The following is a 25,552-nucleotide window of genomic DNA, read 5'->3' on the forward strand; positions in this document are numbered from 1 at the left end:
AATTAAATTGCACTATAACTTAAACTTATTCTTTAAAACCTTACTGAAGTTTTTAACTCGCTAGCCTACTTACATCAAACTAGTACATTGGGGCGATGACCTTTTTTAGCATAGTAGTTAGAGTCATTGAGGCAATTTAACCAAATTTACTTAGCGGTGATATATTCCATTTTATGACTTAATTCAAATATTGATGATTAGATAAACCAGGGTAAGTTCGTGAACGTTTTTTGAACTGCTGAGATTGACACACAATCTGTTTGACGCCTTGGTTTTGCTGTGAGCTTATACTCTCTTTTAGGAGAGTAAATTATGTACCTTGAAGACTTCACAACCTTTTTATGTGAGTTTACCGACACTCGTCAATCGGCTAAAATCACTTATCTTATCGAAGATATTTTACTTGTTACTCTCTGTGGTGTTATCGCTGGAGCCGAGGGCTGGAGCGAAATCCGAGATTACGCTGATGGTCATCTTGATTGGTTTCAACCGCATTGATATTTAAGTGATAGTGTCCCTGTCGATGACGCCGGTGGTGAGCATCGAAGAAACGGGCATATTTAATTGCTCAGGTGAGAAATGATAAGACGAGTTATCGAACCCATGATGACGCATTGTAAACCAAAGACTCGACATCAAAAGCCAGTAGCGTCTAAGACTGGTGATAAATTTACAGGTTGCTCCGAAGGCTGTGTAAGTGGCGTGATCTCATTTTCAGGCTCTTTTCAGGTAACCGTTCACCAAGGCGACTTGACTTGATATTAACGGGAGTTAAGAGCAGCCTATAGATTAAAGACGTTGGGGTACGGTCTCTTCGCCACAACAGCCTTGAAGATCTCACTTAACACTGACATCGCAGATAGACCACGTTTTTTACATGTTTAGATGAGTGTATGGATCCGGCTGCGGAATTTATCACCTGCATCTGAGGTCGTTCCGAAGCTGATTTTCCTTTGGATCACAAAGCCTCGAGTACAGTGCTCTGCTTCATTGTTCGTCAAGGGTATCGAGGTTTGTTTCAAGAAAACCCACAAGCTCTATCTATGTTTGATGAGTAGCTGACATCTACCTCGATACCGTTTGACCATGACATCTGTCCCTTTGGTCAACCAATGATCGAATGACTTTTGTAGTCTACGCATTCTGTGTAAATACTGTGAGTAATCCAAATCACTTTGTTCATAACGATGTCGAGTATGAAAAATGGCATTCGTTAGTAAACAGAGATGTTTTCCAATATAAGCGGTGTGCCCACCACCACTATAGTCAGCCATTTGCTGAAGGTTACGCTTAACATTCGCCCAGCATAATTGATGGCGATCTGCTGCTATCCAGTTATAGCTAGGGCACAGGTCGCTGACCACGATACCGGCATAGTTTTCATCAATAACCTTTTTCGCTGATGAGGTCGAGCGAGAATAAAGTATTTGTTCATACACAAGATCATTACTTGCGACTAACCAAAACCAACGCAGACTTTGTTCATCATTTCGATGATGAGACGTTTCGTCAGCGTGAATCAGTGGCGCTTTCTTTAATGCTTGTTTTATCGCTTGGTGCAATGGTGTCAACATTGAAGCCACTTTTGTCTGCGCTTCGCTAATCTCACCAACAGAATACGTTGTTCCAAGCTGGTCTTTAAGTCGTGATTGGATTTTTCGAATACTTATTGTGATATTGGCCAGCGAGAACGCCGATATAACTTAATAAGTTTGGACCGATAATGCCTTGTGATGCATTCTCTGGTTTTTGTGCTTTAACGGTTTCTTTGCAGTGTCGGCACTGACCAGTGAATAAGCGGTACTCGGTAATATCAACCATGGATTTAGGGATATCAAACACCTGATGGCGGTAGTAAGGGCCCCCTTGAGTATCAATTTCAGATTGAGCACAGCAAGGACAAACTTCAGGAAAACAGTCGATAATGACATCAGTGTCCTTTAACTGTGCGAGTTTTGTTGATGCCCTGTGTGGCCTTCTTTAGCTCCTCTCGAATTGCCACCACAAGAGCTTTCATCTTTTTTCGCTCATAACGATCTTTAGGGGTATCTGACGAGGGAGATTTTGAGGAATTTTTGTAGCTAGTACTTAGCTTATCTTCGTAGTGACGAAGCTGTTCCCATAGTTCATCAATAAGCACCTTAGCCTCATTCAAATCTGAGACTTCAGGTGGTGCTTCTTGGTATTTAGGCGCTTTTATTCTAGTCATGCAACTATGATGAAGCTATAAAACGAGCACTCAATACCTAAAGTGGGATCAAGTGCTAGAGATCACAGTTTTTATGTCAATAGGGTTTGGTGAACACTTACAAAAATTAGATATTCATGCGTTCACCCGTGGGCTAATCAATTATACCATGCCGGACAAACCTGTCAAATGCATAAAAATTCAAACTTAAACCAAGTATTTAGTGTAAACAAAAGAAGGCAATTATAAATACCAATGACATTGACTAAGTTTCTACAGGACTTAAGGTGTAGTGTTTTTCTAATGAGTATCGTTCAGAACAGTTTATAATATTGTATTCAAACTAGGTTCAATATTTTTTAAAGGATATAACAAGAAATATATGAAAGTATCAATTATCACTCCTACTTATAATTCAGCTAATTGGGTGTTGAAGACATACGAATCAGTACATAAGCAGACCTACAGTAATTGGGAATGGCTAGTAACTGATGATTGCTCTTCTGATGAGACGCTAATTATTCTAAATAAGTTAGCTAATGAAGATCCTCGAGTTAGAGTATTTAGCAATGTTGCAAATAGTGGAGCAGCAGTTTCCCGAAACAATTCAATAAAAGCTGCGCAAGGTGAATTCTTGGCATTCATAGATAGTGATGATCTGTGGTTTCAAGATAAACTTGAAAAACAGCTTGCATTCATGGGGGAGTCCATTGATTTCTCATTTACAGCTTATGAACTTATCGATGAAAATAATACAAGGCTAAATAAATCTGTTGATAGTACTCAGCAAGGCTGTTTTTCATATCAGGATATGCTAAGAAAAAAAGCAACACTTGGGTGTTCTACCGTTATGCTGCGAAAATCAAGTTTTGATGATATTACTATGCCATTGATTAGAACAGGTCAAGATTATGCATTATGGCTTAAACTATTAAAAACTGGTAAAAAAGCTCACTTGTTAAATGAAGTTTTAACCCTATACCGTATTTTGCCTGATTCAATTTCACGAAACAAAATAAAAAAAGCCAAGCGGCAGTGGCAAATCTATCGTGAAATTGAGTGTTTAGGTTTTATTGAATCATCTATCAACTTTTGTTTTTATGCTTTTCGAGCAGTATTTAGGAAATCATGATGAAAATCACTATTGCAGGTACAGGTTACGTTGGACTCTCGAACGCGATGTTATTGGCACAGCATAATGAAGTTGTGGCTGTTGATATTGTTGAGGAAAAAGTTTTTTTATTAAACAACAAAAAATCTCCGATTGTTGATGCAGAGATTGAAGACTTTTTAGCAAATAAATCGTTGCATTTTACCGCTACGCTAGATAAGCAATTTGCTTATCAGGGTGCTGATTACGTAGTTATTGCAACACCAACTGATTATGATCCTCAGACTAATTACTTTAATACCAAGTCTGTTGAGTCGGTTATATCAGATGTGTTATCAATAAATCCTAATGCGGTTATGGTTATTAAGTCCACAGTTCCTGTGGGTTATACCAAAAGCGTTCGTGAGAAGTTTAACACTGACAATATTATTTTCTCTCCTGAATTTTTACGCGAGGGTAAAGCACTGCACGACAATTTGTATCCATCACGTATTATTGTCGGTGAACGCAGTGAACGCGCAAAAATCTTTGCAGGGTTATTATTGCAAGGCTCGGTAAAAAAAGATGTCGAAGTACTGTTTACAGACTCTACTGAGGCTGAAGCGGTTAAACTGTTCTCAAATACCTATCTTGCAATGCGTGTTGCCTACTTTAATGAGCTTGATACTTATGCTGAGTCTCATGGGCTTGATGCAAAGCAGATCATTGAAGGTGTGTGTTTAGACCCACGTATCGGTAATCATTATAATAACCCCTCTTTTGGATATGGTGGTTATTGTTTGCCCAAAGATACTAAGCAGCTACGTGCAAACTATGCTGACGTGCCTAATAGTATTATTGGTGCGATTGTAGATGCTAACTCTACTCGTAAAGACTTTATTGCTGAGTCAATTTTAAAGCGTAATCCTAAGACTGTTGGTATATACCGATTAATTATGAAGGCAGGCTCAGATAACTTTAGAGCGTCCAGTATTCAGGGGATTATGAAGCGGATTAAGGCCAAGGGTATAGAAGTTATTGTGTATGAGCCTGTACTTGATGACGATGATTTTTTTCACTCTAGAGTGATTAAAGATCTTAATGAGTTTAAAGCGTTCTCTGATGTGATTGTATCTAATCGAATGGTCGAAGAAATTAGTGATGTTGCTGATAAGGTTTATACGCGTGATTTGTTTGGTTCCGATTAATTCTCTGCATTTTTGGGGCTTTAATATCAAATAGTCAACACTATTGGGCTGAAATGATATTGTCTTAATGCACAATGTGATATGAAATGGGTGAGACGTTTCAGAGACACTTTTTTGTTTTGTTCTCGCCCTTTTTTTGCGTAAACTACCCATTTATATATTTAATCCAACATCATTGTTATGGTCAGCACAATCAGCCTCTTTTGTGTGCTTAATTTTTCGTCAGTTAGAGTCATTTATGTCCATTAGTACTTCAGTTGCTTTCGTTTTTTGCCTTTCTTTTATGAGTTTGTTTGTTTTCAGAAAATGGGCCAAACGTGTCGGTTTAGTGGACAAACCAAATGAGCGCAAACATCATGTGGGCCAAATCCCGTTAGTGGGCGGTATTTCGATATACAGCACACTCATGATCGCCTTATTTATGCTTTTCCCGATCACCAACGCCTTACTCCTGTATGTTGCATGTTCAACAGTGCTTATTGTGCTAGGTGCGCTTGATGACAAGTACGATTTAAGCTTTAAATCGCGCTTGATTGTTCAAGCGGGTATTTCCCTAGCGATGATGTTAATTGGCTACAAGAGCTTGCATTACCTTGGGGCCATGTTTACTGATACGGCTTTAGTTATTCCTACATACGTAAGCTACATCGTGACTATTTTTGCTGTGATTGGGGCAATCAATGCTTTTAATATGGTCGATGGCATTGATGGGCTGCTCGGCGGGCTTGCTTCGGTTACATTCTCAGCCCTTGGTGTGATGTTTTATCTTGCTGGCAATGCAACCCTTGCCACTTTTTGCTTATTATTTGTTTGTGCAATGCTCCCATACATTATGCTTAATTTAGGTTTTCCTCTAGGCCGCCGTTTTAAGGTGTTCATGGGGGATGCGGGAAGCATGTTTATCGGTTTCACGGCGATTTGGTTATTGATTGATGCAAGCCAGGGGCAAGAGCAGCTGGTTATTCGGCCTGTGACAGCGTTATGGTTTATTGCATTACCATTAATGGATATGGTTTGCATCATGGCGCGAAGGATCAAAAAAGGACAGTCACCTTTTAAACCTGATAGAGAGCATTTACATCATATTTGCCAACGCATAGGCCTTTCACCTGCTCAATCTTTACTTTTTATTTGTTTTTTATCGGCTGTGATGGCTGGGGTAGGGGTGTTGTCAGAGCTATATAGCGTGCCTGAATCCATTATGTTTTTTTCTTTTTTGTTTACATTTGCTATTTACTACAGTGTTATCGCCAATATTTGGCGAATAATTGCGCTTTTACACAAACACTTCCAGTTTACAAAGCCGTCACATGAATGACATATTGCTTAAGTAACCTCGTTAGTACTCACAAAGTTAATTATCGCAATTTTGAAAGAAGTGTTAGTATTGTAAAGATTGACCTTTAAACCTGTTACTGTGTTTTTCTATAACACCTTAAGGATGAGATAATGGATTATTTTATTCCGTTTATTACCGCTTTTATGCTCAGTTTTGCTGCGATTTTAGTCTTTAACCCGATTGCTGCAAAAGTGGGTTTGTTAGATCTCCCAAATGAGCGAAAATGCCATGAAGGTGCCATACCACTCATTGGTGGTGTGTCGATCTTTTTCAGTGTTCTTTTGGCTTCCAGTCTGTTTATTCAAGAGAGCCAGACCCTCAATTTGTATCTTATTTCAGCGTCATTAATTTTATTTATTGGTGTGCTGGATGATCGCTACGACCTTTCTGTTCGTGTTCGCCTTGTCGCGCAAGTCATTGTTGCTTCTATACTCATATTTGGTGCTGGTTTTTATTTGAGTAGTTTGGGTGACATCTTCTACTTTTTTGAGTTTAAGCTGGGATATGTTGGCATTCTTGTCACCGTAATTGCTGTTATCGGGTGTATCAACGCGTTTAACATGGTTGATGGCATTGACGGCCTTGCAGGTATGCTAAGCCTGGTGACGTTTTCATCCTTAGCGTTGCTATTTTATCGTGCTGATAATGAGTGGTTTTTAATTCCGTTGCTGTTTGACGCAGCAATTATTGCCTATTTATTTTTTAACCTGCGCTGGCCTTTTGCTTCGCTACAAAAAATCTTTATGGGTGATGCAGGCAGCATGCTAATTGGTTTGACTGTGGTGTGGTTGTTAGTGCTTGGCACTCAATCCAATAATGTGCATGGATTGACCGCATCGAGTGATGTCATTTTCTCTCCTGTCACCGCTTTGTACCTGATTGCCATTCCATTAATGGACATGGCAGCCATTATGTATCGACGTGTGAAAAAGGGGCATTCGCCGTTTAAACCTGACAGAGATCATTTGCATCATATTTTTGAACGTGCAGGCTATAACCGTAAACAAACACTGATCCGCATCACGTTATTGTCTTTGCTTTTGGCCTTGTTCGGGATAGCTGGCGAGTTTTATTCTGTTCCTCAATGGGTTATGTTTTCTGTATTTATTGCATTATTTATTGCTTACAACTGGGCCTTAGCACATGTTTGGCAAATTATTACCTGGTTGAAACGTAATGACTAACTGTTAACGTTATGCGTCTAAGAATTAATATATAAGGTTTTATTGATGAAAGTTGTTATTCCTGTGGCGGGCCTTGGGACTCGCATGTTACCTGCAACCAAAGCGATTCCTAAAGAGATGTTGCCTTTGGTTGATAAGCCGTTAATCCAGTACATTGTTGATGAGTGTGTGGCAGCGGGCGTTAAAGAGATTATATTGGTGACGCACGCCAGTAAAAATGCCATTGAAAACCACTTTGATAAGTCTTTTGAACTTGAGTCAACGCTAGAGAAGCGAGTTAAACGTCAGTTACTTGAAGAAGTGCAGGCCATTTGTCCAAAAGATGTGACCATTATGCACGTGCGTCAAGGTGAGGCGAAAGGCCTTGGTCATGCGGTATTATGTGCGCAACCTTGTATTGGTAATAATCCATTTGCAGTAGTGTTACCTGACGTGATTTTAGACGCGTATACAGCAGACCCAAAAACTGAAAACTTAGCGGCAATGATTGCCCGTTACAGAACCAGTTTTGCTAGCCAAATTATGGTTGCGCCAGTGCCTGATGATGAAGTAAACAAGTATGGTATTGCTGATTGCAATGGTGTTGAGATTGCCCCTGGAGATTCGGCAAAAATTTCTGCCATGATAGAAAAACCAGCCGTTGGCGAAGCACCATCTAACCTTGCTGTGGTTGGTCGTTATGTATTGTCAGAAAAAATCTGGCGATTATTAGCTAAAACCCCAGCCGGTGCAGGGGATGAAATTCAATTAACTGACGCCATCGATATGCTGATTGAGCAAGATACAGTTGAAGCCTTTAACATGACAGGCAAGTCACACGATTGTGGTGACAAACTTGGTTACATGGCCGCATTTGTCGAATACGGCTTACGTGACGCCAAACTCGGTGCAGAATTTAAAGAACGTATCGCAAAAATGCTCTAGCTGGGTGCGAGGTCGCTTCGCTGCTAGGTTAACAGAAGGGCGCAACTCTGCTAGAACCTAGAAGGACGAAGTCCGCCCTCAGACGAACTTGCGAGTTCCTAGACCCTAGTACCTAGAAGGACGAAGTCCGCTCTCCGGCGAGCTTGCGAGTTCCTAGAACCTAGAACCTAGAACCTAGAACCTAGAACCTAGAACCTAGAACCTAGAACCTAGAACCTAGAACCTGACTTCGTCACTGCTAGACGCTTCGCTTATAAACGGTAAAAATAGGATGGGGATGATAGATTTTATCGTTAACTTAGCCAAGCTTAATGAAGACATTGAGCTTGTATGGTTATATGGCTCTCAAGCTCAGGGAACCGCACACTCAGAAAGTGATGTTGATTTAGCCATAGCGTTTAAGAATCATACTCTCCCTGCTTTATCACTTAAATCTCGCCCCGAATGTATAGCAATAGAGTGGGCAGAAGAGTTAAACATGCCTCTCGATAAATTGAGTATCGTTGATATTAATCGCATACCTATTGCGCTCGCTTTTAATGTGATTGAATATGGCCAATTGGTATACAACAATAACCCACTGCGCGTTTATCAAGAAGAAAACCGCATTCGTTCTATGTTTGAGTATCAATTGATGCAAAGCAAACGCGAGGCAGAATGATGAACAAAGGTATTGAGCTATACCTCAATGAAGTCAAAATGCACAAAGCAATGTATCTCAAAGAACTCGATGAGCTTCGCTTTGATTTAATACATTCAGAACTTAAAAAACGTGACTTCTTAGCGACTGAACGTTTACTGCAAGTTTTCACAGAAATGTGCATAGCGCTAGCCAAGCATATGGTGAAAAAGATTCAGGGTCACAGTGTGACCGAAGCTTATCAATCATTCTCCGTTTTAAAGGTGCATAACCTGATATCCAGTGATGAATTACGAACTTGGAAACAGATCATTGGCATGCGTAATGGTTTGGTGCACGATTATTTGAATATCGATTTATTGATTATTGAAGATATTTTGCGCCAAAAGCATTATCAATCCTTGGCCGAATTTACGGATAAGGCTATTCCTTTTTTGCTTTCCGAGTAACCCTCACATCGTCGGGGAGGCTAGGGCGTGACTGCGTCACTTCGAGGGCGCTTCGCTGCTAGATTCTAGAAGGACGAAGTCCGCCCTCCAGTGAGCTTGCGAGTTCCTAGTACTTGAACCCGTAAGCGAAGCGTTCTGTAATCCGTAATCCGTAATACGTACGTCAACGCATTTAGAACCTAGAAGGACGAAGTCCGCTCTCCGGCGAGCCTGCGAGTTCCTAGAACCTAGACCCTCTAGCGAGCTTGCGAGCTCCTAGACCCTTCTTTATTTTTGGAGTTTTTATGAGTCGTAAATATTTTGGTACCGATGGTGTGCGTGGAAAAGTGGGGACTTTTCCAATTACACCTGATTTTGCAATGAAGCTGGGTTGGGCTGCGGGTACAGTGCTTGCCTCAACTGGTACCAAGGAAGTGTTAATTGGTAAAGACACTCGTAGTAGTGGTTATATGTTTGAGTCGGCTATTGAGGCTGGGCTTTCTGCTGCCGGTGTTAACGTGGCATTAATTGGCCCTATGCCAACACCTGCGGTGGCGTATTTAGCCTCAACCTTTAGAGCTGATGCGGGTGTGGTAATTAGCGCATCGCACAATCCCCATTACGATAACGGCATTAAGTTTTTCTCTAACTCTGGCACTAAGCTTAATGACGAGCAAGAGCTTGAAATCGAGGCGCTACTCGATCAGGCGTTAAACCACAATGCAATGCAGTGTGTGTCTTCTGAGTTACTCGGTAAAGTGCGCCGTATTACCGACGCCGCAGGCCGTTATATTGAGTTTTGCAAGGGCGTATTTGCTAAAGATTTAACCTTAGCGGGAATGAAGATTGTGGTCGACAGCGCCAATGGTGCGGCTTACCACATTGCGCCGAATGTTTACCGCGAGTTAGGTGCTGAAGTGATCAGCATTAATGACAAACCGGATGGGGTGAACATTAACGATCACTGCGGTGCGACCCATCTAGACAGCCTACAAACCGCAGTAATGGTTCACGAGGCCGATTTAGGTATTGCACTTGACGGCGATGCTGACCGCATTATGTTTGTTGATCACAACGGCCATGTGGTTGACGGCGACCAAATTTTATACATCTTAGCCCGCGCCGCTAAACGTAAAGGTACATTACAAGGCGGGGTTGTTGGCACCTTAATGTCTAACCTTGGCCTTGAATTGGCGTTAAAAGAGATGGACATTCCTTTTAAACGCGCCAAAGTGGGCGACCGTTATGTGGTTGAGCAATTAAAAGAAACCGGTTGGAAACTCGGCGGCGAAGGCTCTGGCCACATTTTGCACCTTGATTACGCCTCAACGGGTGATGGAGTGGTTGCCTCATTATTGGTACTGCAAGCAGTATTAGAGTCTAAACAATCACTAGCAGAACTGGTTTCTGGTATGCAAAAACTGCCACAAGTGCTACTTAACGTGCGCTTAACCGCAAACAATGCTGATGAGATTTTAGCGTCAGTCGCCGTTAAACAAGCGGTTATCGAAGCTGAAACCGTTTTAGGTAACAACGGCCGCGTGTTACTGCGTAAATCTGGCACCGAGCCATTAATCCGCGTAATGGTTGAGTCAACCGACCCAGAAATGTCGCAAACACAGGCTGAGCACATAGCGAAAGCTGTTCGCAGTTAGGTTCCAGGGCGCTTCGCTTCTAGGTGCTAGGACGTGACTTCGTCACTTCGAGGACGCTGCGCTTCTAGATTCTAGAAGGACGAAGTCCGCTCTCCGGCGAGCCTGCGAGTTCCTAGCACTTAAACCCGTAAGCACAGCGTTCTATAATCCGTAAGCCGTCAACGGTTTTAAGACTTACAAAAACACCTGGATCCCTGATAAAAGATCTCAGGGATGACAAGCGGGTTGAACCTAGAACCTAGCAGGACGAAGTCCGCTCTCTTGCAGTTCCTAGAACCTAGTTCCTAGAGCGCTTCACATAAAACATAAAAACAGGTGATTGCTTAGCAATCACCTGTTTTTGTTTGTGCGCTTTTAAACAAAAAATTTATTACGATGATATTTACTCATGCTGCTCTCAATAGTGAAACGATAGTGCAATTATTCGGGCAATTAAGAAAAAATATCCATTCAATTACAAGTAGCACTCGTCAGCTTTACGCGATCGAATCGAAACCTAGCGCAGATCTGATTATGGCCTTAACTTTCAGAACCGTGCAAAATTAACAGTGTTAGCCAGTTACAAATATGTACTTCTCTTGGAAGGGATACAAATGAAAGATCTTCACTATTGCGAAAACATGAAATTAGTAGATGCTTGGTATGAACATGACGAAGGTTGCTTCATTTTAAATTTAAATAGAGTGGCAACAGAAATTGATCTTCAGGAAAATCACTACTTAGAAGAAGTTGGCCAAATTATCGAAACAATAGCAATAAAAGTACGCTATTGTCCCTATTGTGGAAAAAAGGTTGATGGAGCCAGCACTTCATTGTCACCTTCATTCGTGCACTATGACTTTTCTAAGTGGTAATTAAACAATGTGTGTAATCCGCAGCTGTGTTTGTTGGCTACGCCGTTGGTCATCCCCCTCTAAAAAAACGATTTCACTAAGTTGACGTCTCTATACTTCAATATTAGGGATTTCAACTGCTTGAGCTTTTAAATACTCGGTTCTTGTCAGTATGTTGTCACTCAGTTGCTGAAAATACTTAATATCATTATCAGACAAATGAGATTGAGTTTGTAAACTTTTAATCAACGACCCAGTCGATAGTTGTTTTATCAATTTATTTGCTAATTCAATCAATAGCCTAGATAACAGTTTCTTATCGATATCACATGTTTCTGCGAAATCAGCCAGTTGATACGCATGAATATGGTCGGGGTCAAACTCATCACCTATAGCCATCGCTAACCTGTGTTTAAATTGAGGGAACAAAGCGATATTGACGAGATCATAAGCTGGAGTGAATCGTGCATTATTTCTATCAAAGAATAATGAAACGTTCTTGCCATGACTGTCGTAGTTGCTGATCATTAAATTAAACAGTTGCCAGTTTATAAGCCATTGCTTACTTTCAATTGGGGAAGACATATGTCCAGTGAATTCAAATAACTTTTCTAAGCTAGCGCCATCTCGAATATGTTGAACATCTCTTCCATCACCCAAGTTTCGCTCATATTTGTAGTCTCTTGGTAAATTCAATGCCTGGCAGCCATCGATAACATGACGTCTCATTACTTTGTTGGCGTCGGCAACATATTTGCGGTCGAATCGTTTTACGATGAGTGATGGGTGAGGTCCAAAATGTCTATACTCAACATCAGCAGTTGGCAATCCAACTGCACTAGAGAGCTTCATACAAAAAAACTCGTTTAAGACGAGATTTGGACAGTTTCTCTTTTCAAATTTTATAATATGGGTAGAGCAGAGTGACCCATCTCCAAAGCCAATATTGCCTTTCTCATCAATAAAAACATTTAGTTTATCTTGAACTCCGGCCACGCTGAGACGTGGCTTATCGTCCCATGTGAGTAGGCCCAATTCTTCTTTATTGTCGAGTCTTGTAATGAGCTCTTCTTCTTCAAGTATTCTAAATGACGGCTGGTTGTGTTCTTCTAATGACGGTAAAAATGTCACTGCGCCTGCTAAGTCATTTCCAATGGCACGGACTTGTGAATAAACATTTTTCTCTGAAACACCCAGATTTTCAGCCAAAAGTTTTCTTGCTTCACCTTCAGGCAAGGCATTATCTAGAAAGCTGTACGCGACTTCTGGTGAGTGTTGATTATCCAGTGATAAATGGGGGGAGATAGCAAAACCTTCGGTTTGCCACAGTGGTGAATAACTCAGTTTTAATAAGTTGGTCGTGTTATCTAAAGATAAATGTCCAATCACTTGATCAGCGTATTTGATGTCTAGCCTGTATGCGTTAGCTTTTATCATATCTAAACCCACTCATCAAAAGGTGATGATATCTTTTCTAAAGGGGTTAATTCTTTAGAGGTTAGCTTAATACCTAATCCGTTTAAAACAGAAAATACCGCTGATAAAGTACAGTTTGAATTTCCGTTTTCAATACGTGATAAAGTATTAATACCAATTCCGCATAGCGCGGCGCAGTCTGCTAACTTTAGGCCGAGTTCAGTTCTTTTTGCTTTGATGAGTTGGCCCAGAACGGCTGCATTATCTATGAATGCAGCGCTAGGCATTTTTGAAGCTGTTACTTTCTTAGCCATCAATCGAACCTTACTAAAAATAATCACCGATTTCAGTGATTATAGATCGATTTCAGTAACTTTTAAATATATTCACCGATAAGGGTGATTATATTACTCTCGTGAAATGCACCACCAATAAATAACCGATAGTGGTGATTAATTGGCTGTTCAACAAATATTCACTCCAGCGGCAATCTATTTCAATGTTGATTTTTGTTGAGTTGCTTTAATTTAATATGTGAGAGGGAAGAGGCGGCAACGCCTCACCCTACTCGATGTGCGCTTTTAATACCAATCGGCACAAAAACGTGATCATACTTACTGGTTAACATCGCTTATAACTTCGTAAGAAATTTTGAAGTTAGAACAACTACCTAGCTGCAATTTCTGCCTTGTTCTAAGCGATTTTTCCTACGCAATCTCTGATCACTTATTTATCCTGATTGGTATAAACACAAAAATCAATTAAGAGGTTATCTGCTTGTGCTGTTGCTTTGGAACGGGATACTCCTCACCTATCGCGTTTTCAAGCTCGATAAAGCCGATTGATTGAGCATGTTCCATTGTATTAACGTAGTTTTTGATAAATGGAATAACAAACAGTCTTCTATGCCAGTCGTTGCACATGATCTCAGTGGGATTGCTGCTGAGCATGCTATTTTCAGGCACATTGTCATTACGCATTAATAAGGGATTATTGTTTGGATCTTTTAGCCCATTTTCTAATCGACCTAACGTGCTATTAGCCCACCCGTCATTAAAAGGCATTGGGGTTGAAATCAACTCAACTTTTGCTTCATTCACCACAATTTGATGTGATCGACAATACTCTAATTGACGGCTCATGACTGATTGCGTTAATTCTTCAATGTTGTACTTCTCTGTATCAGACCAGTCAAAGCGGCATACTCCAAATTTATAAATCACTTCTCTTGTATGCGCGGTTTCAATAATGCCACTCCAGACATAAAAGATAATATGAGTGTGGGTGAACTTATGGTAAACACGGCTGATTTTTTCTTCAGAAGGCAACAATAATGTGGGCTGCTCGACGCAAGGGGAATTAGAAAAGTTTCTGAGGTAACACTGCTGGCCATTATTGTAGGTAATTTTGACATGGATCCGCTGTTTACCTGTGCTTTCTCTTTCACCGCGTTCAACCGTTGCCCATTTTATCGGGAAAGGTTTTAGCTTATTCGGTATTTTGTACAGATCATTAATGATAAGGATATCGTTGCACATCATGTCTGTCACTTTTCCGCCTGGGTTTCTTTTTTGGAGTGAAGACAGGCATGTTCTGGCAATAAATCGATCTGCGATGACGATATCGATAGGGTATTTGTCTTTTTGCTTATAATCACGTCGAAAATTATTGCGTTGTGATTCAGGGAAATACTCAGACGTATACACTTTAATGTCGGTAACAAATTCGCTGTCTCTGAACTTTTGCAGTTCATGGTAAACCTGTGCTTTAAAGTCGGTAATTTTTTCTTCGGTATCCATGTCTTGTAGATCATATGACAAAGCGTGGATGACCTTTGCTCGTTTGAGCAGTTTGTCAGACGTATTAAAGGTACGCGTTTCGATTTTATTTCGTGCGACTAAAAATTCTGCACTCAGGATAAAGTTGTAATCAAGCTTTGAGTGAACATAGTCGACTTTTACCTTTAATGACACCAGGTTTTTGTCATGTTCTCTTCTCACAGCCAAAATATGATTAAGCTTATTTTGAAGCTTGTGTTGCTCCTTTAAGCCCCGATTTATTTTGAGTTGAGTAAATGCACAAGGGCACAGTGTTAAATGACATTCTTGCATAATAAATTGAGCAAAAAAGCGTAATTGCCGAGCTCGCAATGATTGATAATCAGACAGCTCATCTGTAAACCCTAAAAAACGTGCAAGCTCTTTATAGCAAGGCTGATTGAGGTTAGAAGATGAACTCGGTATGGCTAACGGATATTTTTTAAAAAACTGAATAATGGTTTGTGATGAGATATTGTCATCAAACAGGTTAAACCATTCATTTTTGTTGAGCGATACCGACGGCATTTCACGTAATTTAGTAAACGAGAATGATGCAATGTCTAAGTCGTGTGTAAATTGAGCGTTAAAGTGCTCAGTGATGCCTGATAGACCACCCTTAAAACAGTTAATACAAATCATAAAGAACCCCTTGCTGATACAAGTTATTGTGACTTCATTGTGCGAGCAAAATGCTGCACAGGTATGTGAAGCATTGTCGAATTAAGCTAAACCTTCATTGCGCATTAATGATTCAAATGCACTGCCATCAAGGCGTGACGCATTGGCCACATAAGGTGCGTAGACATCAAACAGTAATCGCGTGTCGCTGTGCCCAAGCATTTGAGAGATGTACAAGGGATTTTCGTGCGCGGCGATATGAAGTACAGCAGCAGTATGACGAGTCTCATAAGGGCGACGTGCTTTTAAGCCTGCGGCTTTTAGCGTCGGGAACCATAATTTGCGGCTGACAAAGTGAGTTGAGGGGGGGAGTCCTGTGGGGGACACAAACACAAAGTTTGAGTGTTTAGGTTTTACTGCCTGAATACGTTTAAACGCATCAAAAACGGTGTCGCACATTTTTAATTCGCGGCGTGATTTTGGTGTTTTTACATCACAGATTTCACCATTGACCCAGTTTTGACGAATTCGAATTAAGCGATGGTTGAAGTCGATATGTTCCCATTCGAGGCCATGCACCTCACAACTGCGCATACCGGTCCAGAATCGAATGATAAAATAGTCTTTCCATTTTTTAGGGGCACACGCAAGAAACTTGCGCACCTCATCGATGGTCATGGGGTTAGACTCGGCTTTTTCTTCTTTTAGTGCTTTGTAGCGGCGTAACGGGTATTCGAATTTACATTCATCAGCGGCCAGGCTTACGATGGCAATCAAAGGCCACAGAATAAAATTAATGCGCCGATTCGACATCAGGCGTGAACCGTCTTTTTTCTCGCCTTCTTTTAGTGCCTGCCGAAAATAATCGACCTGCGACAAGGTGACTTCGTTAATGAGGGTATTACCAAAGGTGGGGATGAGGTATTTGTCTAATGCTGTACGAACCATGGCTTGGTAGCTGTTTTTCCAGGTGGCTTTTTTGCGTTCAAACCATTGGTTGGCAACATTATCAAAGAAAGGATATTGGCGGTCGGGGTGAGCTGCGCGTTGTAGCGCTTCAAACTGTGCCACTTTTTTACTGCTTGGAAAGTAGTCGCGATATTGAAAGGTGCCTAAGTCGATTTCAGCACTCATTTTCTTGAGTGTGGCTTTGGCATTGGCAAGGTTTTTAGGTGTGGCCATCAGTTTGGTGCCTTCACGAAAACGGCAGCCATAAAGATGTATGTCGAACTGAATACGCCCATTGGGGCGAACACGAATTTGAGCCATAAGAGGCCTCCATCAAATAGATCTATCCCTATCCGATGGAATTCGTTAGAATTTAGCCATCGGCTGGGTACGCTTAAAGGTCGGAGCAGCCGGTACGGGGGAGAGTGGTTGCCGCCACTCTCTCCCAACTGCTATTTTAGGGTAACTCAACTTGCCAATCGCGCAAGTTAACCACCACATTGTGTTTCCCAATAGGCTGATGTTTTAGCTTATTAGTTAACCACCTCTACTTTATACAACTACCACTGTGTATTTGTCCAGTGTTTTATTGTAATTATTCAAACAACACACCAACACATTGTGTCACGTCCGTTTTATTCCGCTATTAAACGTCATTAAAACCAAATAAATCTTTTTGGCTGTCTAAATCCCCATTCGCATTTTTCTGTTTTAGCATCGTCTCTAGCTTGGTTTTTGATTGCAGTATCAGCTCCATTTTCGGGGAAGCGTATTCGATATCAGTGACACTGTGGTAAGGCTCGGTATTATCTCTGTCGTTATAAAACCCCAACTTTAGTTCGCCTTTATCGTTAATTAATACCGCTATTTTCATTTGTTCAGCCTGGGTAATATCTTTAATTGGCACTCGGCTTAGCTGACTTAGATTGATGCTGTATAACGAGGGTTTGGGGCAATCTATGTGTTTTGTGCGAATAAAACGGTTACTGCCTGTCTCTTCAACTAAGCTAGCAAGCATGACATAGTCTTTATCGATATAGAGTAGTGCTTGGTTGGCTTTTTTTAGCGGCATAATTGACAAATATCTTTTGAGATCGGCTTTAAAATCATAAATGTTGATGATAATTTTAACCTCTGTACTATACGCTGTTTCTTTTTTTAATCGATATTCACGCAGTGATGCTAACGAGCTTGAACTCACGCAGTTACCATCACTAAATATTGCGCGCTCATCATCCAGATAATACTGGATCTGTTCTGCATCAGTGTTACTACAAATCCTATCCAGTTGTACCACGCTTTCTTTGTTGAGCAATATGCCATGTGTCACTTCCATATTCTCGGGTAGGGCACAGGTTTGAATATTGTTGTCACGCTCAATACGGACTTTTTGTTGCTCTTTATTGAGCTCAAACACATCAAACGGCTTATGGGCCTCTGCGACTTCAAGGATCACTCTGGCTGAATCAGTGGGTAAAGATTGGTAAGCTTGGTTTTTGTGCTGCACAAGAAAGGCAAGATGCTCCTCGATTGGCGGTTTAGCTTGAATGTATAGACGAGATACTTGCGCCATCAAGCCGTTGAGCGATGGAAGATCTTGCTGTTTACCATATTCAACTTCAATAGTGATTGGGCCTTTATTTAACGTGTTCTTTAACTCAGCCTGCCACCATGTACTAAAGCTACTTGCACATAATGACCATTGACCTTTTTTGAGCCCCCATTCACTGTTAAGTGGCAATTGAACCATCGAGGGAAAGTCGCTCTGCCCTCCGATTAAATAACCGAGCTCTTTGGTCTCTATCACCACAGTGACATAAGGAATACAATCTTTATCGTTGATCGCGTCAACTAAGTGGCTAATGCCTTGTTTACGGTCGGTATGAAATTCAAGTTTTGGCATTGTGAGATCCTTTTAAGTGGTTATAGCTAATATGCCGGTAAAATATTGAGCGAGTGGACGCTTGAATATGGCTGCTGAAAATGGCGTATGTAATGTGATGTTCAAGCTTGTGCCACCAAGAGGGATCTTTTTAAGCAACACGGTGTCTTGTTTGCGAGCAAAGTCTTTTTTGACCAAATCAAGTTTATGACTCTTAAGACTTTTTCTGTTTTGAATTAAAGTCAGTGTTGCATTAAATGATTTAAGTGGTCCTAGATGACATAAACTCTGAAATGCTTGGAGTGTGCGTTGATTGCAGGGGCAATTAAATACAATATCTAGCTGGCTTGGCTCATGCGGTCTTGCTGAGTCTTCACTTATGCATGTTTCTGTAATCATTGCTCCGCCTAAGTGCTTTATCGCGGTGCATTGCTTTTTATCCAACACTAACCCTTGATGTTGTCCCAACAGCATCCACGCTTGGCTCAGGGACCTCATTGTAAGCTCTCCAGTTGTTAACTTGCGCATTGCTTGACCATTTATGAGATTAAATACTTGCCCGTTGTGCCATTCTCCAGGTGCGTAAGCAGTCCATATTTTTAACCAGTCATTTTCATTCCATTCCTGTTCAAGTTTAGAAGTACGTTGTTTGGGGGCGATTTTTTTGAGTAGTTGTGTCTCGCTAAAGTAGGGTTGATAGTGCTTTTTGGCTTGCTCTGGCAATGCAGCATACTCAGGACAGAGCTCTGCAAGCACCCTGGATAGATCATTTGAACCAGTGGGCATATCCAAAATGTAGCGCAATTCATCACGGCTATAGTGACGCTTGTGTGGCTTAAAAAGCGGGATGATCCTTTCAAGTCCATGTAAGTAATGACGTCGAGTCGTTGCATATTGAGCATGTCCAAATTGAGCGCTAATCACATCAAACAGGAGGCTATCGTTTACCTCGCTAAAATCGCGTCCCTCAAGCCAAAAGCTAAAGCGTGCTAAGCAAGTCTGCTTGGTCAGCATTGTTTGCATTGCTTTGTCGTCGAGCAAAGTTGCCAAATGGTTATCTTCTTGATCATATGCTAAATGCAACCCCTGCAGATAAGTGAGCTCAATACCTGAATGACGTAAATGATGGAAGCGTACCTGTTGGCCAAATAATCCTTTAAGCACCTGTGTCACTGGATATAAATAATGGCTTGCGCGTGAAGCTATGGATTCACCACATAATGCTAATAGCGGTTTTGCGTAATCACTCTCTGCATTGATCTTAATCGTTATGCGTACAAGCTTTGCTGCCACGTTCGGCATGACAATATAAACATGGCGAGTTTGCCCGTTTTTTGTACTGCCTTCATCTGTTTTTGTGATAGTCAGTACAAAATGGTTATTTTGATTGGCGACTTGGCGAATATCACCCACTCTAAGGCGTAACACTTCACCGCGACGCAAAGCACCATAAAACGCGAGTAATGCAGCGACACTGGCAAAGAGTCGTTGCAGAGCGTGACCATTGTTGTTCGATAATAAGTGTTTGATAACTAAGTGTAACTGAGAAACACTTAGCCGAAATGGATCCACTCGTGCAGGTAAACTAGGCTTCTCAAATTGACTCAAATCTAAGTGATCAGTTAATGGTTGCTGTGACACACTGCGTAAAAATTGGTAGAAATGCCATGATTGCGAGTCTTTCTCATCAAGGGTTTCAAAAGCTTGCTGCGCCCATAATGCTAATTTATCGGGTTCGCTGGCCGCTTGATACGATAACGGAGCAAGGTTTTTGTAAAAGTTACTGTATCTGTCGACAGTGTCTGCTGGTAGGTTGTCACGTTTAATACCTCCGTCAATAAAGAGTGACTCACAGTAATGAAACAGAAGCTTAGGTAAGATGTTTTCTTGAGTCCAACTGGGCACTAATGGCATGACTGCTGACGCGTTTTTTTTACGGCGGTAAAACTTGATTAGCTCTTTATGAGGCCAATAGAGCTTGCCCGAGTTTGATTTAATGCCATCTTGATTTTCTTGTCGTTGAAACACGATAGGTTGATAGAGCGATTTTTTGATTGCAAGTGGTAAAGTTGAGTTGAAATGTTGAGGTAAGGTCGCGACATGACGTTGAGGTTCTGAAATATCGCGCAACAGTTCGGCTGGTACTTGATAATGATGGTGCCACAATGACTGAAACGTTCGTTGCCACTTCGCTTCTGAGCGGGGAGCAAGATAATAAGGCTGCGCAGATAATACACTATTCAATGCTTTTAAAAGGATACTTTTCGTTGGCGGCTGAGATTTCAGCTGCAAATATTGTTGCAATATCCGATAAGCAAACAATGGCAGTGTTAACCGTGTAAAACTGGGCTGATTGTCGTTAGCAAATGCCGCGATAGGCGTTGGATGTGGCACCTTTAGGGTATATTGACCTTCAAAAAATGCGATTGGATCAGCACTACTGAGAACCGCTTGCCAGTAGCTTAACGGCAGAGGAGCGACATCAATGTAGAGCACGAGCAATAACCAAGCCAGCCCATCCTTAGCTCCACTGTTTGGATTAGCAATAAAGCGCTGGCGTTGCTGAGTGTAGCCTCTTAGTACTCTGCCAGCATCGTCGTTAAAGGTCTGTATTTCACGCATCCACTCGAGTGCACTATCTTGACAGCGCGTTTCTTGTTTTGGTGGTAGTGCCCAATCACAGACATCATGAAGATAATGTAATACTTGATCTAGTGCACGCTTGAGTCGACGTTGTTGTCCTGTAGGAATGTTGTTTATAGCATTACTTATTTGTTTGAGACTGACTTCACTGAGTTTACGTTGGCTGGCGTGTTGATCAATCTGTTGACATACCCAATCGATATCGCTGCGTTTTTCTATTGTTTGTCCTAAGTCGTCATGGTACCGCTGAATTGTACTGTAACTGAGCATATTACTGCTCCTCCATGATCGGTGCTAGCTGTAAAAAATGATTGATACCGTTGAGGTGTTTATTGAGTTTTCTTTGTGAAGCTGGGAAATGCATATCACTGCCAAGGTGCTCACCAAAAGAAGAATGCCCCATGAGTTGATCAACATCTTGAGTTGATAAGACGGGATCGAGTGACGCCCTTGCGTGCTGAGCAAAAAAATGACGCAACTGATAGGGCACAACCTGAACATTTGGGATACATTCTGACCAATATTGCTTCATAAAATAACGCAATGTCCTTGCTGTCAGAGGCTGCGGCTCACCCATTTCATTGATCTCAAACCACAACATTGGTGAGGGGGTAAACTTTGGGAAAAGTTGATTGAGTAGCTGTTTGAACCGCTCAAATCGCTGGATTGCTTGTTGTAGATAATCTGGGAGCATCAGACTGCGCCAGCGTCCCTTGTCGCGAACAATAGCGTGTTGAAAGTTAAAGCAGTAAGCCTGTTCAAGCGTAATCGCATGCGTCGGGCGAGCACCTGTTAATACGATGAACAGTAATGCAAGTTCGTTTGCACGAAAATTGACTAACTCGCGTAAGCTATTTGTTGTGTATTCCGGGAAAGTCAGTTTTTGTCCCTGTTGATGTAAATGACGGAAAAAATGCCGAACATTGTCTACCTCAAGCATACGCTGTGAGCCAATAAAAAGTGCTGGCATTTTGACATAAGTTTTGGTTGCTTCAGTGAGATCGAGGTGAAACGCTGCAATGTGGCCTGCAACGAGTAAATGCTCGGGTAGCGGATCATTTTTATGTAGCAGCGATCGCAAATTGGCGGTAATTGGAAGCGGTACATTGAGCATAGGTTCGAGCTTTGGATCCATCAGTACTTGGCGTAATCTATCTAGATATCGAGTTTGTGCATGAAAGATTTCGTAACGTAACTGTTCGCTGTCTTGGCATTGATATGCGCTGGCAGAGTGATGATGCAATCCTTCCTCACCGAGCAATACACGTTTACTGAGTGTTGATAGGCCACTATCAAGATTGGCTAACGTTTTGAAGTAGCAAAAAAATCCATCACGACGTATGCGATAACGTCCCAATAACGAGGTTGGCGTTCGCCATTTTTTCGTTAACCAGCAAATGAAAGTCTCTTTCTCTTGATTAGAGAGTTCCCAATGTTCGGTAGACTGAGTTAATGCATGACTGAAGTAAGCATTGAGTCCATTTGGTAGCGGCTGCCACTGCCATTTAATGCCATGTCGTGTGTCGTGTGCCAATGCATACTCGACCCAAGAAATATTATTCATACGCACCCGACGTATTGCATTTGCTCTACATTGTTCACTGCCTGTAAGAATGCCAATTGTCGGGATATCGTCAGTGGTTCTGCAATTCACAAGCTCGCCAGTGAGCCACAGATAGACAAAATAAAATAGATGTCGATCGTACGAGTTGATTTTGTTGCTCACGGTAGGTTTTATGAACGACTTTAATAGATGCAATGCGGTAATAAGTGTTAAAGCTACGCTCATTGGCTCAGGATTAACGCCGCCGCTGTTTCGTTGACGCGCTTTGCGTTTGATAGCGCTGAGTTTACTCATGCTTTACCCTTATCGTCATTGCGGGCGAGTTTCTTGGTGTCTGATCGTATTGCCGATGGAGATACTCCTGCAAATAGTGCCAATTGACTTTTCTGTGGAATAAGATTGGTTGGTAGCGCTGTGTTGGATTTAGCAATATTGAGTCTACAAGACAGCGTTTTTAAGATTGAAGAATGATGCTTATATTGCAATGCTGGAAGCGTGAGCATTAATGTAGTGATTGTTTGCTCGATGTTATCTGCAGATTGTTGGTATTCACATATGCTGACTTTTTGTGATTGAACACTTGGATGTTGCCGTAACAATACAAACAGTGGGTCGGGCGCTAAAAGTAGGTAATGCGCTTGAGTTACAGGCATGACATGAAGAGTTATCGTTTTCAGTAAGATATGAATTTGATGCTCAAGAATATGGTCAATCACACTGGCGTTGTACTGCACCGTTATCTCCTCGCGGAGTAAAGGTGCGACAGAAGGATGATATTCGAGGGTAAAACTGTTAATCATGCGCTGTTTTGTTTTCATTTCTGCTTTACTGTACTGTTTGTTCTGTAATGTTCTGGGTTAATTTTTGACAAGTTTCGTTTGCATATATCAAATGATACTGACTAAATTAACTTTTTATTTTTATTACTGTCTATTTGTACAGTTATTTTTGGAGGTTGCAACAAATATAAGATTAATATTTGTTCATAAATCCTTTACTATTTAGTTGTTTAAGCAACAAAAATGTTGTTATTTTATTATGAAATAAACGGTTTAAGTGGTGTACTTTCGGGCCTTTCCCATATTGTGACAGGACATTTTTGTAATGATGCATTGAGCTTGAGGCTATATCTACATGGTAGTGAGCTGTAAAGTGGGAGCCTATATAAAAAACTGATCCCTTCACTAGGCTAAGGCAAGCGAGAATCAAATCGAAGTGTGATTGCTATCCAAAAAGGTGACCGATTGTTTTTTATAGATGGCTGGCGAAAAAAAATGCCCCAAAAAAAGGCAAAGAGATCCCTGACAAGTTAAATGAAACCTATAAATTAATTGGTGATAGCTTCCTGAGTTTTACAGACGAACAAATAGAGCAGCACATCTTAGATGGCCTGCTAAGAGAGGTTGGGAATGACTGATAAACGTTTATAAAACAAGATATTGTGAAGCGCTTTAGTGAAGATGGCTCTGTTGATCAACTCACCATGCGTAAAATTGATGCACTCGCGATGAGTGCCAAGAACACATGACCGCAGCTAGAATTCAACTAATACGAAAACGAGAGCACATTAGCCAAGGCGTGCTTGCTACTGTTCTCAATATGAGTAGCGAAAGTGTTCAGAAGTGGGAACAGGGCAAAACCAAGCCTCAAGGGGCTGCATTGCGCCTATTAAACATTATCGATAAGAAAGGCATTACGGCTGTTATATAGTCATATTGGATTTAAAGGCCCATCAATAGCAGCTAAACGATAAAGGCTCCGACAAGGAAGCCTTTATCAAGTAACGCTAATCACGAGCCGACGGATGTGTCTTATTATACACTTCACGTAATTCCATCATGCTTACATGAACATAAACTTGGGTAGTCGATAAATCCGCATGCTCCCAAAAGGCTTGTACATGACGAATATCAGCGCCGTTATCTACCATATGAGTCGCCGCAGCATGGCGATATTGATTTCATGCTCCACTTTTGCGCATATCGGCGAGCTTAATATATTTAGCCATAAACTCTGACAACTGAGCAGCGCGAAATGGTTTGCCACAATTGGCACGAAACAACCCCTTTCCTGAAGACTCATTTGCAACCTTCACTCGCTGCTAAGGGGAAGGTTGAAAGCAAGCGGTGACAAGCACTGTGCCATTTTCCACTTACTGGAATTTCTGGGTTTGTAATCAAAGTTTGGTGTGGGAACTGAAAAAAAAAGCAACCTACTCTTTAAAAACTAGATTGCAGAAACCCATTGATCGACACGAAGTGCGTCGGTGGGTAGTTCACCTCAATTTGTGTATTTAAAAGGACATTTAAATAACAATAGTCGTAAAACGCTGCTAAAAAGGTGACAAGATTAATGACTTGGCACGTGACGTAACCATTAACGTGTGTGGTAAATGACGCCAATCTGTTATCTGTCCTGCATCGCCGCATTCACTTTTTTGTAGGACTAAATTCCTATTATTTGCTTGAATATGGGGATATAGTCCTATAGTGTACTCTGCTTCAATTTGCCAATTCATAATAGTTGGACTATATTCCTATTATCTTCTTTAAAATGAGAATTTAGTCCTATTCTGGGTGATTTTATGGCAAGGCGAGACTTACACAGCGTTCTGTTTCCAAAGCAGCTCAAAATTCTCACTCTCTTTGGTGAAGATTTGTTGCTTGCGTTGAAGCGACGGGGATTGACAAAAAAAATGCTCTGCGAGCGAACCGGGTTTGACCATAAAACGGTGAACAAGGTATTTGCTGGTGATCCTGGTGTTGCGATTGGTACTTATTTGAAAGTTATGGCCGTGATGGGCATGGAGAGCAACTTCTCTGAAATGGCAGCGCATGATGAATTAGGTATCAAACTCCAAAACATCAAACTTCTGGAAGGGTGAACTACTCGCAACTAAAGCAGCGAGCTTCCAAGACAACAGCCTAAGCTGCTAACTTTTCTTTTTTGACGCTTCGCAGGGTACTGCGAGCTGAGCATTTGGCTCGACTCGACTTACGGTTCCCTCCACGCCCACTATCTGATCTGAGTCGTAAAACTCCATCATCAGACAACACCGTTCCAGTGTCTAAAATTAGATTAATTGCCCGTTTTTTAATGACCAATGATGCGTTGCTATCTGCATTGTCAGTGTGTCCACATTTACCGCACACAAAAAGTGCCTGTGATTTAC

The 25,552-nt window shown here is 41.4% G+C and carries 20 protein-coding genes and 3 pseudogenes; 13 read left to right on the forward strand and 10 right to left on the reverse strand.

Features of this window, described 5'->3' with window-relative positions; translation table 11 throughout:
- Nucleotides 1-312: 312 nt before the first annotated feature.
- Nucleotides 313-495: pseudogene (locus tag IEW93_RS10905) on the forward strand (transposase family protein); the annotation flags it as partial.
- Nucleotides 496-782: 287 nt separating this feature from the next.
- Here the strand turns inward: IEW93_RS10905 and tnpC are convergent.
- Nucleotides 783-2,209, reverse strand: a pseudogene (gene tnpC / locus IEW93_RS10910) (IS66 family transposase).
- A 361-nt stretch (nt 2,210-2,570) separates the two neighbouring features.
- On the opposite strand from tnpC, the gene IEW93_RS10915 reads away from it, so the two are divergent.
- The 9 genes from IEW93_RS10915 to IEW93_RS10955 all read left to right on the forward strand — a co-directional run bounded on the left by IEW93_RS10915 (nt 2,571) and on the right by IEW93_RS10955 (nt 11,510).
- Nucleotides 2,571-3,320 (forward strand): glycosyltransferase family 2 protein, encoded by a 750-nt coding sequence (locus IEW93_RS10915; protein ID WP_188739356.1) that lies wholly within the window; start codon nt 2,571-2,573, stop codon nt 3,318-3,320.
- Nucleotides 3,320-4,486 (forward strand): nucleotide sugar dehydrogenase, encoded by a 1,167-nt coding sequence (locus tag IEW93_RS10920; protein ID WP_188739381.1) that lies wholly within the window; start codon nt 3,320-3,322, stop codon nt 4,484-4,486. Before IEW93_RS10915 ends, IEW93_RS10920 begins: the two co-directional genes overlap by 1 nt.
- 238 nt (nt 4,487-4,724) lie before the next feature.
- A complete protein-coding gene (wecA, locus tag IEW93_RS10925; protein ID WP_188739357.1) occupies nt 4,725-5,804 on the forward strand; it encodes a UDP-N-acetylglucosamine--undecaprenyl-phosphate N-acetylglucosaminephosphotransferase in 1,080 nt (359 codons plus the stop codon).
- A 131-nt stretch (nt 5,805-5,935) separates the two neighbouring features.
- Entirely contained in the window at nt 5,936-7,009 is a 1,074-nt protein-coding gene (gene wecA / locus IEW93_RS10930; protein WP_188739358.1) for a UDP-N-acetylglucosamine--undecaprenyl-phosphate N-acetylglucosaminephosphotransferase, read from the forward strand.
- Between the two features lie 45 nt (nt 7,010-7,054).
- Nucleotides 7,055-7,933 carry a UTP--glucose-1-phosphate uridylyltransferase GalU gene (gene galU / locus IEW93_RS10935; RefSeq protein WP_188739359.1) on the forward strand — a complete coding sequence of 293 codons (879 nt, stop codon included), beginning with the start codon at nt 7,055-7,057 and terminating at the stop codon, nt 7,931-7,933.
- Between the two features lie 277 nt (nt 7,934-8,210).
- Nucleotides 8,211-8,594: a type VII toxin-antitoxin system MntA family adenylyltransferase antitoxin gene (mntA, locus tag IEW93_RS10940; RefSeq protein ID WP_188739360.1), complete on the forward strand. Its 384-nt coding sequence runs from the start codon at nt 8,211-8,213 to the stop codon at nt 8,592-8,594.
- Nucleotides 8,591-9,022 carry a type VII toxin-antitoxin system HepT family RNase toxin gene (gene hepT / locus IEW93_RS10945; RefSeq protein WP_229706671.1) on the forward strand — a complete coding sequence of 144 codons (432 nt, stop codon included), beginning with the start codon at nt 8,591-8,593 and terminating at the stop codon, nt 9,020-9,022. Before mntA ends, hepT begins: the two co-directional genes overlap by 4 nt.
- A 284-nt stretch (nt 9,023-9,306) precedes the next feature.
- Nucleotides 9,307-10,656 carry a phosphoglucosamine mutase gene (gene glmM, locus IEW93_RS10950; protein WP_188739361.1) on the forward strand — a complete coding sequence of 450 codons (1,350 nt, stop codon included), beginning with the start codon at nt 9,307-9,309 and terminating at the stop codon, nt 10,654-10,656.
- Nucleotides 10,657-11,249: 593 nt separating this feature from the next.
- The gene (locus IEW93_RS10955) at nt 11,250-11,510 is read left to right on the forward strand and encodes a hypothetical protein (RefSeq protein WP_188739362.1); all 261 of its coding nucleotides are present in this window, start codon (nt 11,250-11,252) and stop codon (nt 11,508-11,510) included.
- Nucleotides 11,511-11,600: 90 nt separating this feature from the next.
- Here IEW93_RS10955 and IEW93_RS10960 read toward each other — a convergent pair whose 3' ends face one another.
- The 8 genes from IEW93_RS10960 to IEW93_RS10995 all read right to left on the reverse strand — a co-directional run bounded on the left by IEW93_RS10960 (nt 11,601) and on the right by IEW93_RS10995 (nt 23,198).
- The gene (locus IEW93_RS10960) at nt 11,601-12,926 is read right to left on the reverse strand and encodes a HipA domain-containing protein (protein ID WP_188739363.1); all 1,326 of its coding nucleotides are present in this window, start codon (nt 12,924-12,926) and stop codon (nt 11,601-11,603) included.
- A gap of 2 nt (nt 12,927-12,928) precedes the next feature.
- Nucleotides 12,929-13,219 (reverse strand): helix-turn-helix domain-containing protein, encoded by a 291-nt coding sequence (locus tag IEW93_RS10965; RefSeq protein WP_188739364.1) that lies wholly within the window; start codon nt 13,217-13,219, stop codon nt 12,929-12,931.
- A gap of 447 nt (nt 13,220-13,666) precedes the next feature.
- Nucleotides 13,667-15,364 carry a hypothetical protein gene (locus IEW93_RS10970; RefSeq protein WP_188739365.1) on the reverse strand — a complete coding sequence of 566 codons (1,698 nt, stop codon included), beginning with the start codon at nt 15,362-15,364 and terminating at the stop codon, nt 13,667-13,669.
- An 81-nt stretch (nt 15,365-15,445) separates the two neighbouring features.
- Nucleotides 15,446-16,612 (reverse strand): Arm DNA-binding domain-containing protein, encoded by a 1,167-nt coding sequence (locus tag IEW93_RS10975; RefSeq protein ID WP_188739366.1) that lies wholly within the window; start codon nt 16,610-16,612, stop codon nt 15,446-15,448.
- A 325-nt stretch (nt 16,613-16,937) separates the two neighbouring features.
- Entirely contained in the window at nt 16,938-18,194 is a 1,257-nt protein-coding gene (locus IEW93_RS10980) for a hypothetical protein (RefSeq protein WP_188739367.1), read from the reverse strand.
- 12 nt (nt 18,195-18,206) lie between these two features.
- Entirely contained in the window at nt 18,207-21,086 is a 2,880-nt protein-coding gene (locus tag IEW93_RS10985; RefSeq protein ID WP_188739368.1) for a site-specific integrase, read from the reverse strand.
- 1 nt (nt 21,087) lies between these two features.
- Nucleotides 21,088-22,674 carry a site-specific integrase gene (locus IEW93_RS10990; protein WP_188739369.1) on the reverse strand — a complete coding sequence of 529 codons (1,587 nt, stop codon included), beginning with the start codon at nt 22,672-22,674 and terminating at the stop codon, nt 21,088-21,090.
- Nucleotides 22,671-23,198 (reverse strand): hypothetical protein, encoded by a 528-nt coding sequence (locus tag IEW93_RS10995; RefSeq protein ID WP_188739370.1) that lies wholly within the window; start codon nt 23,196-23,198, stop codon nt 22,671-22,673. The genes IEW93_RS10990 and IEW93_RS10995 overlap by 4 nt, the downstream gene beginning before the upstream one ends.
- Nucleotides 23,199-23,904: 706 nt before the next feature.
- Between IEW93_RS10995 and IEW93_RS11000 the strand changes: the two genes are divergently transcribed.
- The gene (locus tag IEW93_RS11000) at nt 23,905-24,090 is read left to right on the forward strand and encodes a helix-turn-helix domain-containing protein (protein WP_229706672.1); all 186 of its coding nucleotides are present in this window, start codon (nt 23,905-23,907) and stop codon (nt 24,088-24,090) included.
- Nucleotides 24,091-24,166: 76 nt separating this feature from the next.
- On the opposite strand, the pseudogene IEW93_RS22005 reads toward IEW93_RS11000, so the two are convergent.
- Nucleotides 24,167-24,325 (reverse strand): annotated as a pseudogene (locus tag IEW93_RS22005) (tyrosine-type recombinase/integrase); the annotation flags it as partial.
- A 639-nt stretch (nt 24,326-24,964) separates the two neighbouring features.
- On the opposite strand from IEW93_RS22005, the gene IEW93_RS11010 reads away from it, so the two are divergent.
- Together IEW93_RS11010 and IEW93_RS22010 are read left to right on the forward strand one after the other, a co-directional pair.
- Nucleotides 24,965-25,264 (forward strand): transcriptional regulator, encoded by a 300-nt coding sequence (locus IEW93_RS11010; protein ID WP_188739371.1) that lies wholly within the window; start codon nt 24,965-24,967, stop codon nt 25,262-25,264.
- A 95-nt stretch (nt 25,265-25,359) separates the two neighbouring features.
- Nucleotides 25,360-25,552: hypothetical protein (locus IEW93_RS22010; RefSeq protein ID WP_229706674.1), on the forward strand; the 193-nt coding region annotated here is incomplete at its 3' end.

The sequence above is a fragment of the Shewanella inventionis genome, assembly GCF_014641855.1.
Taxonomy (GTDB): domain Bacteria; phylum Pseudomonadota; class Gammaproteobacteria; order Enterobacterales; family Shewanellaceae; genus Shewanella; species Shewanella inventionis.

Excerpts from the sequence above, each read along its gene's own strand:
- wecA (WP_188739357.1), top strand. The coding sequence starts at position 4,725 with ATGTCCATTAGTACTTCAGTTGCTTTCGTTTTTTGCCTTTCTTTTATG.
- IEW93_RS11000 (WP_229706672.1), top strand. The coding sequence starts at position 23,905 with ATGACCGCAGCTAGAATTCAACTAATACGAAAACGAGAGCACATTAGC.
- glmM (WP_188739361.1), top strand. The coding sequence starts at position 9,307 with ATGAGTCGTAAATATTTTGGTACCGATGGTGTGCGTGGAAAAGTGGGG.
- galU (WP_188739359.1), top strand. The coding sequence starts at position 7,055 with ATGAAAGTTGTTATTCCTGTGGCGGGCCTTGGGACTCGCATGTTACCT.
- hepT (WP_229706671.1), top strand. The coding sequence starts at position 8,591 with ATGATGAACAAAGGTATTGAGCTATACCTCAATGAAGTCAAAATGCAC.
- IEW93_RS10995 (WP_188739370.1), bottom strand. The coding sequence starts at position 23,198 with ATGAAAACAAAACAGCGCATGATTAACAGTTTTACCCTCGAATATCAT.
- IEW93_RS10955 (WP_188739362.1), top strand. The coding sequence starts at position 11,250 with ATGAAAGATCTTCACTATTGCGAAAACATGAAATTAGTAGATGCTTGG.
- IEW93_RS10915 (WP_188739356.1), top strand. The coding sequence starts at position 2,571 with ATGAAAGTATCAATTATCACTCCTACTTATAATTCAGCTAATTGGGTG.
- IEW93_RS10990 (WP_188739369.1), bottom strand. The coding sequence starts at position 22,674 with ATGAGTAAACTCAGCGCTATCAAACGCAAAGCGCGTCAACGAAACAGC.
- IEW93_RS10960 (WP_188739363.1), bottom strand. The coding sequence starts at position 12,926 with ATGATAAAAGCTAACGCATACAGGCTAGACATCAAATACGCTGATCAA.
- IEW93_RS10975 (WP_188739366.1), bottom strand. The coding sequence starts at position 16,612 with ATGGCTCAAATTCGTGTTCGCCCCAATGGGCGTATTCAGTTCGACATA.
- IEW93_RS11010 (WP_188739371.1), top strand. The coding sequence starts at position 24,965 with ATGGCAAGGCGAGACTTACACAGCGTTCTGTTTCCAAAGCAGCTCAAA.
- IEW93_RS10985 (WP_188739368.1), bottom strand. The coding sequence starts at position 21,086 with ATGCTCAGTTACAGTACAATTCAGCGGTACCATGACGACTTAGGACAA.
- wecA (WP_188739358.1), top strand. The coding sequence starts at position 5,936 with ATGGATTATTTTATTCCGTTTATTACCGCTTTTATGCTCAGTTTTGCT.
- IEW93_RS10920 (WP_188739381.1), top strand. The coding sequence starts at position 3,320 with ATGAAAATCACTATTGCAGGTACAGGTTACGTTGGACTCTCGAACGCG.
- IEW93_RS10970 (WP_188739365.1), bottom strand. The coding sequence starts at position 15,364 with ATGATTTGTATTAACTGTTTTAAGGGTGGTCTATCAGGCATCACTGAG.
- IEW93_RS10965 (WP_188739364.1), bottom strand. The coding sequence starts at position 13,219 with ATGGCTAAGAAAGTAACAGCTTCAAAAATGCCTAGCGCTGCATTCATA.
- IEW93_RS10980 (WP_188739367.1), bottom strand. The coding sequence starts at position 18,194 with ATGCCAAAACTTGAATTTCATACCGACCGTAAACAAGGCATTAGCCAC.
- mntA (WP_188739360.1), top strand. The coding sequence starts at position 8,211 with ATGATAGATTTTATCGTTAACTTAGCCAAGCTTAATGAAGACATTGAG.